This window comes from Haloarcula argentinensis DSM 12282 (assembly GCA_000336895.1).
In the GTDB taxonomy this organism is placed as follows: Archaea; Halobacteriota; Halobacteria; order Halobacteriales; family Haloarculaceae; genus Haloarcula; species Haloarcula argentinensis.
Window position 1 is genome coordinate 371,291 of record AOLX01000014.1, and the last position, 14,230, is coordinate 385,520.

Consider the following 14,230-nt stretch of genomic DNA (forward strand, 5'->3'; position numbering starts at 1 on the left):
CACGGTGGCATATAAGGGGCAGGGTGTTCTCACAGACTGAAAACCCATCTCAGCGGCTGAGAAGGGAAACATCAACGGTTTAGCGTGTCCTCGCCCGTTCGGCTGTGGTTTTTATTTGCTCCGGAGGGGAGGCACCCACTCACGGGCCACCGTGAGGTTCAAACCCTCTATGCGACTACGATACGACACCAATGGTACTCGAACTGACGGGCGAACACACCACGGCGCGAGTGATGGTCGATGACGAATCGCTCGTCGAGAGCGGGTGTCGGGAGCAGATCGAGACGCTCATCGACCACCCCGCGTTCACCGAACCGGTGCGGATCATGCCGGACACGCACTGGGGAGCCGGCGCACCCATCGGCTTCACGATGCCGCTGGGCGAGCGCGTCGTCCCGAACATCGTCGGCGTCGACGTGGGCTGTGGGATGGCCGCGACGAACCTCGGACCGGAACTCCCGCTGGAAGACGAAGAGCGCGAGCGTCGCGTCCGCGAAGCTGTCCCGATGGGGCGGAACGTTCACGACTACGACGACGCGGTCCACTTCGTGGAGGAGTTCCCGTTCGAGCGGGCCAACCGCGTCTTCGAGCAGTTCGACACGGCCTACGCCGAGCGGTTCGGCGAACACATCAATCCCGTGGAGTTCGACTTTGACGGCTACGACGAGGACTACTTCGAATCACTGTGTGACCGCGTGCTGGCGGATCAGCGCCAGAGCATGGGGTACATCATCAAGAGCGCGGGGACGCTGGGCGGCGGGAACCACTTTGTCGAGTTCGGCCAGGCACGCGAATCGGGCGACTACTGGCTGGTCATCCACAGCGGTTCCCGGTATCTGGGCAAGTCCGTCGCCGAGTACTGGCAGTCGACGGCGACGGACCGCCGGACTATCGGCGAGATCCGCGACCAGATTCCCGAGGAGTACGTCGAGTACCTGAAGTTCGACCCCGATATGGTCGAATCCCGAGACCTCTACGCCTGGGTCACCGGTGGCATGGGTGAGTCCTACATCCGGAAGGACCGTCTCCGCCGCGAACTAGATGGCAAGGAAATCGAGAACGCCTTCGACGCGCTGGGACAGGTCCAGAACGCCATCCACAGCAGCGACGACGAGGACCGCAACACGGACCTTGACTGGCTGGAGGGTCGCGAGGCCCACGGCTACCTCGTGGACATGCTGTTCGCCCAGCAGTACGCCCGCTGGAACCGCGAACTGATGAGCGATGCCGTCTGCGACGCACTTGACATCGACCCCGTCGACCGCTTCCAGTCGATTCACAACTACATCGACTTCCGCGACCTGACCATCCGCAAGGGCGCGACCCCAGCCCGCGACGGACAGCGGCTGCTCGTCCCGTTCAACATGGCCGACGGGTCGATTATCGCACGCGGGAAGGGCAACGACGAGTACCATCAGACAGCGCCACACGGTGCAGGCCGCGTGATGAGCCGGCGGCAGGCACACAGCGAGGTCGACATGGACGAGTTCGCCGCGGCGATGGACGGTATCTACTCGGAGTCTGTCATCAAAGGCGTCCGAGACGAAGCGCCGATGGCGTACAAGGACGCCGACGCGATACTCTCGGCTATCCAGCCCACTGCCGAGGTCGTCGAGTACGTCGACGCCGTCCATAATCTGAAGGCAACTGAGTGAGCGAACCTGTTGGTCTGGCAGAAAGTGATTAGGACACGAAGGCCCTGTCTCCTGTATGACCATTCTTGTGGCTATCGCCAACGATTCGGTCTCTCCGGCAGTCATTGATACGGCGGTTCGACTCGCCGACGGACTGGACGAGGAACTGTACGTCGTCCACCTCGTCGACGAGAACACCGCTGATGGCACAGCCATGCAACTCCGGGACGAGATGCGTGACCGGTTCCGCGACGCCACCGTCGTGGCGACGGTCGCTATCGAACACGTCGGCCGGTCAGCAATGCGTTCGGGCACGCGGATCGGCAACGAACTGCTCGAACTCGCGGCTGACGTGGATGTTCAGCACATCGTCATGGGTCACGAGCCGAAGGGGCTGGCCGGGAGACTCCGGGAAGGCGACGCCGCAGTTGCTGTCATCGACGCCGCCGACGTGCCCGTTACTATCGTCCCGGAAGGTCCGTCCGACGTGTAGGCGTTCCGAAGGTCGTTACATGCCCAGTTCTCGGCCGAGCACCATTCGCTGTATCTCGCTCGTTCCCTCGCCGATCTCCATGAGCTTCGCGTCCCGGTAGAACCGCTGCGGGGCGAAGTCCGTCGTGTAGCCGTAGCCGCCGAGCACCTGCACGGCGTCTTCGGCGACCTCGCGACAGATTTCGCTGGCGTCGAGCTTTGCCAGCGAGGACATGCGCGTCACGTCTTCGCCCTGGTCGTACATCGTCGCGGCCTTGTGGGTCAGCAGGCGGGCGCGCTCGATTTTGCGGTCCATCTCGACGATTTTGTCACGGACAGCATCGAACTTCGAAATAGGGCGGTCGAACTGCTCGCGTTCGGTAGCGTAAGATTTCGCGGCCTCGAAAGCACCCTGTGCTAGCCCCGTCGAGAGCGCAGCGATGGAGATGCGCCCACCGTTGAGGGTCTTCAGCGTCTGCGCCCAGCCGTCGCCCTCCTCGCCGAGCAGTCGGTCTGCGGGAATCCGGCAGTCGTCGAACTGGAGTTCGCAGGTCGGCGAGGCGTTGAGTCCCATCTTGTCCCACTCGGTCGTCACTTCCCAGCCATCGTCTTCCGGGGCGACGATGAACGTCGAGATACCGTCGTAGCCGGTCTCTGGATCGGTGACGGCTTTGACTAGCACCGACCCGGCGACAGAAGCGTTCGTGATGAACTGCTTGGTGCCGTTGAGGACGTACTCGTCCCCGTCCCGCTCGGCCGTCGTGTCCATGTCGCTGGCGTCGCTCCCGCTGCCCGGTTCCGTTAGCGCCCAGCCGCCGAGCTGTTCGCCGGAGGCAAGCGGTGTGAGCCAGCGCTCTTTCTGTGCGTCCGTGCCGAACAGCTCTATCGGCTTGGCCCCAAGAGAAGTATGGGCCACGTACGAGAGTCCGATGCTCCCGGAAACGCGTCCGAGTTCCTCGGCGACAAGCGCGTACATCAGTGTGTCGCCACCGAGTCCGCCCCACTCCTCGCTGATCGGCACGCCCATCACGTCCAACTCGCCGAGTTCGTCGAATACCGCTGCCGGGAAACGGTGCTCCTCCTCGATCTCCTGGGCTATCGGCTGAATCTCGTTCTCGCAGAACTCGCGGACCGAATCTCGGATCATCCGGTGTTCGCCGGGAACGTCGAACTCCATACTCGACTTATGGCTTATGTTAATAAATACCACACGGGGCGGACGCAAGCCATTTGCCCGTCCATAGCCTTCCCTAACGGGAATGGCGTTCCGGCGATTCCTCCGCGGGACGGTCCCCTGGGAGCAACTCGAAGGCGTGGTGCAGGCGGTAATCGAACGGTACGACGAGCCCGCGGCCCACGTGACGTTTCTGGAAGCGGAGAACTGGCTCTCGACACCGCTGGTCGTCAACGATCAGTGGTTCGTGAAAGTCATCACGGGGCAGAACTCGTTGGTCCATACGCTGCTGACCGCCGGCCGCAACATCGGCGCGTTCTCGTCTGGCACAGAGGGCTTTTTCGAGCACTTCGGGACACCTTACGAGATGGCGGAACACGAACTTGCGGCAACCCAGCGGATGCGGGAGATCGGCGTCAACGCTCCCGAGCCCATCGAAGCCTTCGAGTACGACGGAATGGGAGTACTGGTACTTGAATACATTCCCGACTTCGAGCCGCTGGACGACCTCCCGGCCGAAACCGTCGAGCGACATAGCCCGACGGTATTCGACTTCCTCCACCGGATGCACGAGGACGGTCTGGCCCACGGTGACTTCCGCTGTGAGAACGTACTCGTAGCCCACGACGACCTGTACTTCATCGACGCCACGAGCGTCCGCGAGGCGGCCATTAGTGACGCTCGCGCATATGACCTTGCGTGTGCGCTGGGTGCACTGGAACCGCTCATTGGTGCGCCGGCCGCTGTCTCCGCCGCTGCATGCCACTACGATACGTCTGAACTACTGGCTGCGGAGGAGTTTCTGGACTTCGTCAACATCCGCCCGGACCACGACTTCGCCGCCGCAGAAATCCGCGGAGCCGTCGAAAAACGTGCATAGACCGACCCGGAACGGCCTCAGTCCGCCGGTGTCGCACCGACGGCCCGGCTTCTGGCGACGACACCGATACCAACGAGCACGACGACCCCGCCGGCGACAGTCGATGGACCCGGTATCTCCGCGAGCAACAGCAACGCCAGCAGCGCGCTCCCGACCGGCTCGCCAAGCAATGAGACGCTAACCATGCTGGATTCGACGTGTGCCAGTGCCCAGTTGAGGACGGTGTGGCCGAACACGCCGGGACCGACGGCCATCGCGAGAAACAGCGCCCACTCCCGCGGCGGGTAGCCTGTCACGGGGTGTCCCGAGGCAACGACGAAGATGAAGAGGCATACAGCGGCGACGCCGTAGACGACGGTCACGTAGGGAATGAGCGGGAACCGCTGGCGGAGCGAGCGCCCGGCGAGCACGTAGCCGGCAGCCATGACACCGCCGACGAGGGCCAAGGCGTTGCCGTACAGTGGACGCTGGCCGACAGTCCCGCTTCCGAGCAGTTCGCCGACAGACATTACGATGATACCGCCGATAGCGACCAGAATGCCCGCCGTCGTGCCACGCGTGACACGCTCGTCCAGCAGTGCCCACGCACCGACGGCGACGAACAGCGGCTGGCACTGGACCAACGTGACCGACGCCGCGACGCTCGTCCACGCCAGACTCTCGAACCACGCGGCGAAGTGCACTGCGAGCGCGACACCAGTCGCCGCAGCCGCCAGTACGTCCCGTCGAGCGAGTCGCCCGAACGCCGACCGATGCCGGCCTAGCGCCAGCGGCGCTAGCAGTACGGTCGTCAACAGAACGCGGTAGAACGCCGCCACAGACGCCGCGGCCCCGCTCCAGCGGACGAGAATCGCGCTCATGCTGACTGCGAGCACAGCAACAACCAGCCCGATTCGCGGGTCGATTCGCGGCTCAGTCACGCCGATTTCGCTCCATTATCGCGCGGAAATCTCACAGCCCCATCAACTACCGCAGCGACACGTCCACGCATCCTGTGGCAGTATCCGACACTGGGATAAAGAAACACCGGATACCATAGTCGGGCCCGTGCCGTCCGCGGACAGGCCACGTTACCCTTCGAGCAGTTCCTTGGTTTGCTGGTGGCGGTACCGGAACATCGGTTCCATCCCGAGACAACCAAAGGGGCCAAGCGCCCGCCCGAGCGGCCCGCCAGGCAGTTCGAACTCGACATGGTCGTGGACGAGCGTCTCCCTGTCGCTCAGCGCACGGAAGGTGTGCGTGTGCTCCCAGTGGGGGAACGGCCCCTTGTCCATCACGTCGCGGAACATCGCCTCGTCGTCACCTTCTTCCCGGGCAACGATGTTCGAGACCCACTGCTGGCGCGGTGGCACGCCAAAGGGCTTGATCGAGGATTCGACGACAGACCCGGCAGTCAGTTCCTCGGGGTTCAGCTCGCCGTCCGGTCCCCGCTCTTCCTCGATGCGGATGTTCATCCAGTCGGGGGTCAGTGCGACCAGCCCGTCGCCTGTCGCGTGGAATTTCCAGACCTCTGACAGCGGAGCTTCGACGCGGATCTGCCGCTCGTAAATGTCCATACACACAGTAGGGGAAGCGCTGGCAAAACACCCGCGGTAGCCGCGACTGCTTCCGGAATGCGGTCAGGGCCAGATACCGCCTTCCTCGGCCGCAGCGACGACGCGCTGGATAGCGACGACGTACATCGCGGTCCGGAAGTTCGGCGCGCCGGTCTCCTCGTAGGTCTCGACGAGGTCGTCAAACGCGTTCGTGATGATGGTCTCCAGTTCGTTGTTCACACGCTCCTCGGACCAGTAGAACCGCTGGCGGTTCTGGACCCACTCGAAGTACGACACCGTGACACCGCCAGCATTGGCGAGGATGTCAGGGAACACGGCCACGTCTCGCTCGGTGAGGACGTCGTCCGCGTTCGGCGTTAGCGGGCCGTTCGCCGCTTCCACGACAATGTCGGCCTGTACATCCTGCGCGAGGTCGCCGTTGATGGCGTTTTCCAGCGCCGCCGGGACGAGCAGGTCCACGTCCATTGTCAGCAGCTCTTCGTTCGTCAGCTCTTCCGTTGCGCCCTCGTAGCCGGCCAGCGACCCGGTCTCGCTCTTGAACGCCTTCGCGTCGCGTGCATCGAGTCCGTCGGGGTTGTAGACAGCTCCCGAGGAGTCCGATACGGCGACGATGTTCGCGCCCAGATCCTCGATGAGCTTCGCCGCCACGGAGCCGGCGTTGCCGTAGCCCTGCACGGCCACCGTCGCGTCCGCCATGTCCTTCCCGAGATAGTCGAACGCCTCACGGGCCGTGAGCATCACGGACCGGCCAGTCGCTTCGACGCGGCCCGCGCTTCCGCCCGACTCCGGTGCCTTGCCGGTGATGACGCCGGGCTCGGTAGTGTTCTCCAGCGTCTCATAGGTGTCTTTGATCCAGTTCATCTCGCGCTGGCCGGTGTTGACATCGGGCGCGGGGATATCTTGGTCCTCGCCGATAATCGGGCGGAGTTCTTTCGCAAACGACCGGGTTATCCGCTCGATTTCGCCCGCCGAGTACTGGCGCGGGTCGATCTCAATGCCGCCTTTCCCGCCGCCGTAGGGGATGTTTACCGCAGCGCACTTGTACACCATCCAGCCAGACAGTGCCTTGACCTCGTCGCGTGTGACCTGTGGGTGATAGCGAATCCCACCTTTGTACGGCCCTCTGTCACCGTTAAACTGTGACCGGTAGGCACGAAACACCTCGACGGACCCGTCGTCCATCTCCACAGAGAGGTTCGCCTCCAGCACCCGCTCGGGGTGTTTCAGCCGCTCAAGCACGTCGGTCGAATATTCGAGATAGTCCGACGCGTCGTCGATCTGCTCCTGTAAACTCTCAAACGGGTTTACCTCAGGCGACATACAGTCTATATCTCAGACTGTGGGCAAAAGGGTACCGCCGTCCATGGGATTCCTATATGGCAATTACCCACAAGGGATCTGATCAGTTAGACGGAGTGTCTGCGACTGACTCGTCCACGGCGACACGATACGTTCGGGGTACTAGTCCAGTGAGAGGACGAAACTGGAGGATAAAACAATCCGGCATGGCTACAAGCTGAGCAGGAGTGTCGCATTGATCACGACGGCCGCAACCCACGGAAGTGCCAGCCCGAGTGGCACGACGACGCCACGCTGGTCGCTCAACAACTGGCGGATCAGCCCTGCCATCCCGAGGACGCCAACCTTCGTCAGGCCGAGAACCGCGATTCCGAACGTCTCTATCGCGGCCCGCATCAGCGGATTTCCCTCCTGCAGGCCGTGCTGGAGGCCGACGTGTGTCAGCCACACGTCGATGATGAGCGTCACGGCGACGACAAGCCATAGCTCTCGCTCGACGGCCACAAGTTCGTCGAGCAGGGCGCTACACCATCCGTCGATGGTCCCTATCGAGACCGTTCGGTCCGTTCTGAGCACGTCACCCTCCGCAACCACGCCCCCACGTGGTCTGTTATCTCGTTGTCATCCCACGTATTAAATACACACTGTTTACTGCTGAAACCGGTGGAGTAGGGACTGCATACCCACGGGAAACCCGATGGCTCCGGATCGAGTTTGAACGACGCGTTCGATGCACCCAGTGCATATAATGTAGCAGCTACCGTGCATGCGATTATCACCTCTCATAATGGTGGCGCACCATTGATATCGGGTGCCGGACTACTCACACATCATGAGTGCCACCGGCTACGCCCGAGAGACGCCGCCGTCGGCCTGGCGTCGTCGCTGGTGGCTTCCGCTTCTCCTCGTGCTGCTTTTGCTTCCACTGCTCGGTATCATTGCTTCGGGCACGGCCGCGGCCGAAGACACAGAATCGCCGGAATGGGGCAATGCGACGCGGGGCAATTCCACGACTATCGAAGTGTCCCTGTACGACGACGGCGGGTCGATAGACACGAGTACGATTCAGGCGGCGGATTTCGCGCTAACTGCGGGCCGAGTGGAGAACGTCTCGGTCGCATCGATCAACGCCTCCGGAGCAAACAGGACAGGGGTACACGTCTCCCTGCTGCTGGAGAAAAAAGTCGACACAGACAACGTCACCGTCAGCCTCCGTGACACTGGCAGTATCTCAGACAAAGCGGGGAACGAGCTTCCCCACGAATCAGTCACTGTCACCGGGATGGACTCCGTCGTACCGAAGTACCAGTCGTTCGAGGTAAGTCGCGTCAATAGCTCTACTGCCCGTATCTCTGTCGGGATTCATGAACCGATACAGCAACTCGAGATCTCCGTCGGTGGCCCGTCGATAGACACACTCAACATCTCGGGGTTCACCGAACGCACCGGCAATACGCTCACGTATACACGAAAGTACACCTTCCCGGAGGAAGGCGAGTACTCGCTGCTGTTGCTGTCGGTGACCGACGAGAACGGAAACGAGAACTCCTTTGGCCGACAGCAGACGTTTCTCTATGACGACTCCGCGCCGAACGTCACCGTCAGTGGGCCAGAGAACGCAACGGTTGGCGAGTCGGTGACCTTCTCGGCAGCGGAGACGACAGACGACCAGGGCGTCGACTCGGTCCGGTGGCAAGTCGGGAGTGATACAATTCTCACCGGCGAGAACATCACCGTAGCCTTCGCTTCACCCGGCAGTCACGAGGTTACGGTGACAGCCGCTGATCCGCTCGGGAACACGGAAACAGTGACCAAAGTCGTGTCTGTGACGGGGAATGGTCCCGCCGGAAACGTGACCGTGCAGCAGCCGAACGCGACGATGGCGAACGTCTCGGTGAACGGGTCCGGGCAGACACAGCGGATTCAGCCTCCGGAGGGGGCACTCGTCACCGGTCAGAACGGAACCCTAGAGCGGCTCGCCGTGTCGTTCCCGCGTAACGAATCTACGATACTGACGATTCGCTCCCGCCGGCCTACACCAGCATTCGCGACCGCCACCGGCTACACCGGTATCAGCCAGTTCGATATCGACCACGGCTCCGTTCCGGCTCAGGACGCGACGTTCACGTTTACTGTGGACCGTGACGCGCTGGCGGCGGTCGGCGCGATGCCCGATGCTGTGACGCTGTTCCGGAGCGGCGACGGGTGGATGCCGTTGTCGACTGAGATCGCGAGCCGGGGCGAGTCACACATCGTCTATCGGGCTGAATCGCCGGGTCTCTCGACGTTCGTCGTCGGCGTCGAACAGACGACAGCGACAGACATGAATGCGGAGACGGCGACGAACGACTCGGAAGCATCGACGTCCGAACCAGAAACGACAGAGAAATCGACAGAAAAGCCCGGACAGCCGGATATCGTGGTTACGAACGCCACGGCGGTACCATCGACACTCGGTCCCGGCGACCGGACTGTCATCACGGTCAAGCTGGAAAACCGGGGCACCGCGAGCGGCGACCACAACGTGATCGTCGCGCTCAACACGTCGATACTGACGACGCGGACAGTCACCGTCCCTGCCGGTCAGACGCGAACGACGGAGTTTGCCCGCTCAGTTCCTGAAAACAGGACTGGCGAGCTAACGGTCGACGGGCAGCGCGTCGGCAACGTAACGGGTGACAGCGGTGGCCTCCCGATTCCAGCGCTCCCGTCGATCGGAATTCCGAATCCCCTCTCGCTGTGGCCTGACGGCATCGTCGGAACTGTCCTCGGTGGGCTTCTGGGCGTCGCTGTCGGACTGTACGGCGTTCTCAAAGCGCTGGCGATCTATCTCGGCTACTGAACGACAGAATACAGGTCGTCAGTCGATATTCGCTTCGAGCCGGTCGATCAGGTCGTCGTTCCCGAGATACAGCGGCGTCCGCTCGTGCAGCCCGTCGGGTTCGATTTCGAGTAGTGACTGGTCACCGTCGGAGGATCGACCGCCGGCCGATTCGAGGATGTAGGCCATCGGGTGTCCCTCGAATTGGACTCGGAGTTTCCCCTCAGGGCGTGACTCCAGTGCAGGGTACGAGAAGATACCGCCGTAGGTGAGCACCTGATTGATGTCCGCGACCATCGCCCCGCCGTAACGGAGTTTCAGCTCGTGGCGGACCTCCTCGGCGTAGGATTCAAATTCGTCGGTCCAGGAGTCGACGCCGCCGCCGAACCCGAACACTGTTGGGTCTTCAGGGACCGTCACCTCGTCGTCGACGACCCGCTTGTCGCCGTCTTCGAGGATGTACTCGCGAACGTTGCCGTCCCGGGCAACGACCATGGAGGTGATCGGGCCGTAGATGACGAACCCGGCGGCGAGGAGATTGGTGCCGACAGTCGGCGGCTGTTCGCTGTAGATGCCGAAAATCGTTCCCATCCCGCTGTTCGGTTCGAGGTTGCTCGATCCGTCGAGGGGGTCCATCGCGATGTGGAGGCGACCGTCTGTCGTTTTCACCGCTGCGCGTTCCTCGCTGGCGTAGGAGGCAACGCCGTCGATGCCCAGCACCTGCTGCTCGAACAGTTCGTCGGCGCGCAGGTCAGCCGCAAGCTGGTCGTCGCCGGTGGGGTTGACGGAGTTGCTCTGGCCACGGTAGTCGGCAACAGCGCGGCGGACGTCCGGCGTCGTCGCGGCGATGGTGTCGATGACTTCCGTGACTGTCTGCGCGGCTTCGGTGGTCGAGGTGTCGAGTGACTTACTCATTTGTCAGATGTAGGGGCAGAGACTGGCCATCCAGTGACCAGTCGAATTTGTCTCCAAGCCTGCTGCCCGCAGGGTCTCTCATCACCAGTTGGTTCTCCGGCACATCATAAGTATCTTTTTGCTGACATTTACTACATTTCGAGTGAATATTCAGCCGCGGGGCAGTGCTTGCCGCTAAGCCTGTGACTGGTTAACTCGGGGAACTCCGGCCCCGCGATGATCCGATACCGTCGGCAGACTTACACGACCACCGGACGAAGGCGCGGGTATGCATCTCGAAACAGTCGACACTGTCGGCGTCGTTGGAGCTGGAACGATGGGCAACGGCATCGCCCAGGTCGCCGCGACGGCCGGCTACGATGTCGTCATGCGCGATGTGACAGAAGAACTGGTTGCCGCCGGGTTCGAGGAGATACAGTCGAGCTTCGAGACACTCGTTGCGCGCGACACAGTGACAGAACAGGAGGCAGAAGCGGCAACAGCCCGCATCACCNGCCAGCCCGCTCAGAGATGTGTATAAGAGACAGGGCCGTAACAGAAAACATGGACATCAAGCAGTCTGTGTTCGAGGACCTCGACGCAGTCTGTGGGCCTGACACAGTGCTTGCCAGCAACACGAGCACGCTCTCGATTACGACAATCGCCAGTGCTACCGAACGACCTGAGCAGGTCCTCGGACTGCACTTCATGAACCCCGTACCGGTCATGAAAGGCGTCGAACTTGTCATCGGTGAGAAAACTAGCGACGAGACAGTGACGCTGGGCCGAGAGTTCGCCCACGACATCGGCAAGGAAACCTGGGAAGCCGACGACAAGCCCGGATTCGTCGTGAACCGCGTGCTGATGCCCTGGATCAACGAGGGAATTCGCGCATACGATGAGGGTGTCGCCGACAAGGCCGACATCGACCGCGGGCTAACGCTCGGGACGAACGTCCCCATGGGGCCGCTCGAACTAGCCGACCACATCGGCCTCGATGTGGTCCTTGACGCCTCTGAGACGCTATATGAGGAGTTGGGTGACCGCTACAAGCCTGCATACCTGCTCAAGCGCAAGGTTGCAGCCGGCGATCTCGGCAAAAAGTCCGGTAAGGGCTTCTACGACTACGATTGACCGATCCGCGGTGACAAAGGCCGACAGTAGCAGTCTGAGTACGATACCCGGCAACGGGCCGAGCGTTGGCCAACAGTAAAGACCCAACCAGCGTTAGAATCTGTCATGGACTTTAGCCCCACACAGGAACAGCGCCAGATACAGGAGATGGTCGCGGACTTCGTCGACGAGGAGGTCAAGCCGCGGGCAGCGGAGATCGACGAAACCGACGAGTTCCCGTGGGACCTCGTCGACGAGATGGCCGACCTCGGTCTGATGGGAATGCCGATTCCGGAGGAGTACGGCGGGGCCGAACTGGACTACCACAGCTACGCTATGGCCCTCGAAGAGATTTCGCGTGGAAGCGGCGGGCTCGGCACAATCGTCGCCGCACACATCTCGCTGGCCTGCAACATGATCTATGAGTTCGGGAACGAGGCCCAGAAAGAGACCTACCTCACACCGCTTGCCGAGGGCGAGGAGATCGGCGCGTTCGCCCTCTCCGAAGCAGGTGCGGGCAGTGACGTGCCCGCGATGGACACCACTGCCGAATCGGTCGACGGCGGCGACGCCTATCTGGTCAACGGCGGCAAGCTCTGGATCTCAAACGGGTCCGTCGCCGACACCGTCGTCCTGTTCGCCAAGACTGACCCCGAGGCCGGCAACAAGGGTATCTCCTCGTTCATCGTTCGCCCCGAGGAGGACGACGGCTTCATCGTCGAAGGGACCGAGCACAAACTCGGTGACAAGGGCTGTCCGACTGCCGAACTGCGGTTCGACGATATGCGCATCCCTGCCGACCGTATGCTCGGTGAGGAGGGCCGCGGGTTCGTCCATGCGCTCAAAACGCTCAACGGCGGACGCATCACTATCGCGGCCCGCGGTGTCGGCATCGCCCAAGCTGCGCTGGACGAGGCACTGAAATACGCCCAGGACCGTGAGCAGTTCGACCAGCCGATCAGCGATTTCCAAGCCATCCAGCACAAGCTCGCCGACATGGACACGAAGACGCAGGCGGCCCGCCTGCTGATGCACCAGGCTGCCGATAAGAAGATGGCCGGCGAGTCGTTCGTCAAGGAGGCCGCCCAGGCCAAGCTCTACGCCTCCGAGGTGTCCCGAGAAGTGGCGAACGAGGGCATTCAGGTCCACGGCGGCTACGGCTATACGAAGGACTTCCCGGCCGAGCGGTTCTACCGCGACGCCAAACTCAACGAGATCTACGAGGGGACCAGCGAGGTTCTTCGGAATACGATTGCCAGCGAGCTTCTCGACTAGGGCAGCGAGAGGAGCCCTTCGACCACGACCGCACGCGTGAAGTAGAACGGTTTTCCGTCCGCACGGTAGCATCTCGCGCTGGCAATTCCAAGCGCGAGAAGCACTGCCACACCGACGGTCCCGGCGAGCATGCCAACAACTACTGACGGCTGGATGGTTGTGCGTGCGAACACGTACGTCGCGACGCTGGCGAGGGCCGCAAACGGGAGCGCGTCCAGACCTGCTAGGAGGAGTGAGCGGGACAGGGACATACCTGTGTTCTGTGGGAGCGCTCACAAAAAGGATATCCCATCCATCAGTGCCGGCGAAACGAAATTCGGCAGGGCCGAGAATGAATAGTTAGCTATCCTCGCCGAGCGCCTCACGCATCCACTCGAACTGGTCCCGGAGCCGCCGCTTGCCGGCCTCGGTCAGCGAGTACTTGTCGGCGATGCCGTCCTCGCGGTGAGCGACGAACCCCGCCGACTCCAGCGCGTCGAGCGCGCCGTAGAAGCTCTTCGGTTCGATTCGCGTGTCGTAGCGGCGTTCGAGCCGCGTTTTCAGCCGCTGGCCGGAGAGTTCCCCGTCCTCGGCAGCAGCCAGCAAGACGCACATATCGCGTCGGCGACCGCTCTGGAGCCACTTCGCCATAGGTGTCCGGTCACGGCCGCCCGGTTTCGCGTTTGCGGTTCCGAGTGGACCGCCAAGTTCGCATACCCCCGGTCCCTAGAGCCGCCGATGACCGATTCCGAACTCCCCGTCGAGGCGTCAGCCGACGGTATCACGGCCACCTACCGAGAGACCGACGAGGAACGGCTACTGATATTCGAGAGCGACAGCGGGAGCGCCGCGGTCGCACAGAACATCGAGGGATACGCGATGCTGAAGGTCCGGCCGACACCTGACGGCGACGAACTGGAGCGATACTACGGCTTCGACATGGCGCTCGACCACGCGGCAGAACTGATTGGTGTGTCCCCGAACGTGCTTCCAGTCCCCGACCCGGCTGCTGACATGGGGATGTAGCCATCTGACTACGTGACTGTGCGTTCGACTCGTGACGTGAGGCAGTGTGGGTTCGGACTCTGTCGACCAGCCGATTCGCCGACTGGTACGTAGGTGAGTACGAACTGG

Annotated in this window: 14 protein-coding genes and 1 pseudogene; 7 read left to right on the plus strand and 8 right to left on the minus strand. The window is 62.4% G+C overall.

The features are described 5' to 3' along the window. Positions 1-191: 191 nt before the first annotated feature. Positions 192-1,655, plus strand: coding sequence for an RNA-splicing ligase RtcB (locus C443_RS05450; protein WP_005534521.1), 1,464 nt, complete (start codon positions 192-194; stop codon positions 1,653-1,655). A gap of 55 nt (positions 1,656-1,710) precedes the next feature. Further along, a complete protein-coding gene (locus C443_RS05455; protein ID WP_005534523.1) occupies positions 1,711-2,127 on the plus strand; it encodes a universal stress protein in 417 nt (138 codons plus the stop codon). 15 nt (positions 2,128-2,142) lie between these two features. Here C443_RS05455 and C443_RS05460 read toward each other — a convergent pair whose 3' ends face one another. Continuing rightward, positions 2,143-3,282, minus strand: a complete 1,140-nt coding sequence (locus tag C443_RS05460) for an acyl-CoA dehydrogenase family protein (protein ID WP_005534525.1) — start codon at positions 3,280-3,282, stop codon at positions 2,143-2,145. Between the two features lie 82 nt (positions 3,283-3,364). Here C443_RS05460 and C443_RS05465 point away from each other — a divergent pair, with 82 nt between their 5' ends. After that, positions 3,365-4,159: an RIO1 family regulatory kinase/ATPase domain-containing protein gene (locus C443_RS05465; protein ID WP_005534526.1), complete on the plus strand. Its 795-nt coding sequence runs from the start codon at positions 3,365-3,367 to the stop codon at positions 4,157-4,159. Between the two features lie 17 nt (positions 4,160-4,176). Here the strand turns inward: C443_RS05465 and C443_RS05470 are convergent, their stop codons facing one another. The 4 genes from C443_RS05470 to C443_RS05485 all read right to left on the minus strand — a co-directional run bounded on the left by C443_RS05470 (position 4,177) and on the right by C443_RS05485 (position 7,608). Continuing rightward, entirely contained in the window at positions 4,177-5,085 is a 909-nt protein-coding gene (locus C443_RS05470) for a DMT family transporter (RefSeq protein ID WP_085944910.1), read from the minus strand. 144 nt (positions 5,086-5,229) lie between these two features. Beyond that, on the minus strand, positions 5,230-5,715 hold the full coding sequence (locus tag C443_RS05475; RefSeq protein ID WP_005534529.1) for an SRPBCC family protein: 486 nt from the start codon (positions 5,713-5,715) through the stop codon (positions 5,230-5,232). Positions 5,716-5,778: 63 nt separating this feature from the next. Then, the gene (locus tag C443_RS05480; RefSeq protein WP_005534530.1) at positions 5,779-7,035 is read right to left on the minus strand and encodes a Glu/Leu/Phe/Val family dehydrogenase; all 1,257 of its coding nucleotides are present in this window, start codon (positions 7,033-7,035) and stop codon (positions 5,779-5,781) included. A 189-nt stretch (positions 7,036-7,224) separates the two neighbouring features. Beyond that, positions 7,225-7,608: a DUF5658 family protein gene (locus tag C443_RS05485; protein ID WP_005534532.1), complete on the minus strand. Its 384-nt coding sequence runs from the start codon at positions 7,606-7,608 to the stop codon at positions 7,225-7,227. Between the two features lie 238 nt (positions 7,609-7,846). Between C443_RS05485 and C443_RS05490 the strand changes: the two genes are divergently transcribed. Beyond that, entirely contained in the window at positions 7,847-9,856 is a 2,010-nt protein-coding gene (locus C443_RS05490; RefSeq protein ID WP_005534533.1) for a PKD domain-containing protein, read from the plus strand. 18 nt (positions 9,857-9,874) lie between these two features. On the opposite strand, the gene C443_RS05495 is transcribed toward C443_RS05490, so the two are convergent. Continuing rightward, complete coding sequence (locus tag C443_RS05495) at positions 9,875-10,750, minus strand: class 1 fructose-bisphosphatase (RefSeq protein ID WP_005534535.1); 876 nt, start codon at positions 10,748-10,750, stop codon at positions 9,875-9,877. 268 nt (positions 10,751-11,018) lie between these two features. On the opposite strand from C443_RS05495, the pseudogene C443_RS05500 reads away from it, so the two are divergent. Both C443_RS05500 and C443_RS05505 read left to right on the plus strand, forming a co-directional pair. Further along, positions 11,019-11,863, plus strand: a pseudogene (locus C443_RS05500) (3-hydroxyacyl-CoA dehydrogenase family protein). Between the two features lie 105 nt (positions 11,864-11,968). Beyond that, a complete protein-coding gene (locus tag C443_RS05505) occupies positions 11,969-13,117 on the plus strand; it encodes an acyl-CoA dehydrogenase (protein ID WP_005534537.1) in 1,149 nt (382 codons plus the stop codon). Here C443_RS05505 and C443_RS05510 read toward each other — a convergent pair. Both C443_RS05510 and C443_RS05515 read right to left on the minus strand, forming a co-directional pair. After that, a complete protein-coding gene (locus tag C443_RS05510; protein ID WP_005534539.1) occupies positions 13,114-13,368 on the minus strand; it encodes a hypothetical protein in 255 nt (84 codons plus the stop codon). The two genes, C443_RS05505 and C443_RS05510, sit on opposite strands and share 4 nt — an antisense overlap. Before the next feature lie 88 nt (positions 13,369-13,456). Beyond that, a complete protein-coding gene (locus C443_RS05515) occupies positions 13,457-13,747 on the minus strand; it encodes a PadR family transcriptional regulator (RefSeq protein WP_005534540.1) in 291 nt (96 codons plus the stop codon). Positions 13,748-13,834: 87 nt separating this feature from the next. On the opposite strand from C443_RS05515, the gene C443_RS05520 reads away from it, so the two are divergent. Continuing rightward, positions 13,835-14,122 (plus strand): DUF7111 family protein, encoded by a 288-nt coding sequence (locus C443_RS05520; RefSeq protein ID WP_005534542.1) that lies wholly within the window; start codon positions 13,835-13,837, stop codon positions 14,120-14,122. The last annotated feature ends 108 nt before the right edge of the window (positions 14,123-14,230 follow it).

Excerpts from the sequence above, each read along its gene's own strand:
- C443_RS05465 (WP_005534526.1), top strand. The coding sequence starts at position 3,365 with ATGGCGTTCCGGCGATTCCTCCGCGGGACGGTCCCCTGGGAGCAACTC.
- C443_RS05510 (WP_005534539.1), bottom strand. The coding sequence starts at position 13,368 with ATGTCCCTGTCCCGCTCACTCCTCCTAGCAGGTCTGGACGCGCTCCCG.
- C443_RS05480 (WP_005534530.1), bottom strand. The coding sequence starts at position 7,035 with ATGTCGCCTGAGGTAAACCCGTTTGAGAGTTTACAGGAGCAGATCGAC.
- C443_RS05505 (WP_005534537.1), top strand. The coding sequence starts at position 11,969 with ATGGACTTTAGCCCCACACAGGAACAGCGCCAGATACAGGAGATGGTC.
- C443_RS05455 (WP_005534523.1), top strand. The coding sequence starts at position 1,711 with ATGACCATTCTTGTGGCTATCGCCAACGATTCGGTCTCTCCGGCAGTC.
- C443_RS05450 (WP_005534521.1), top strand. The coding sequence starts at position 192 with ATGGTACTCGAACTGACGGGCGAACACACCACGGCGCGAGTGATGGTC.
- C443_RS05520 (WP_005534542.1), top strand. The coding sequence starts at position 13,835 with ATGACCGATTCCGAACTCCCCGTCGAGGCGTCAGCCGACGGTATCACG.
- C443_RS05515 (WP_005534540.1), bottom strand. The coding sequence starts at position 13,747 with ATGGCGAAGTGGCTCCAGAGCGGTCGCCGACGCGATATGTGCGTCTTG.
- C443_RS05475 (WP_005534529.1), bottom strand. The coding sequence starts at position 5,715 with ATGGACATTTACGAGCGGCAGATCCGCGTCGAAGCTCCGCTGTCAGAG.
- C443_RS05460 (WP_005534525.1), bottom strand. The coding sequence starts at position 3,282 with ATGGAGTTCGACGTTCCCGGCGAACACCGGATGATCCGAGATTCGGTC.
- C443_RS05490 (WP_005534533.1), top strand. The coding sequence starts at position 7,847 with ATGAGTGCCACCGGCTACGCCCGAGAGACGCCGCCGTCGGCCTGGCGT.
- C443_RS05495 (WP_005534535.1), bottom strand. The coding sequence starts at position 10,750 with ATGAGTAAGTCACTCGACACCTCGACCACCGAAGCCGCGCAGACAGTC.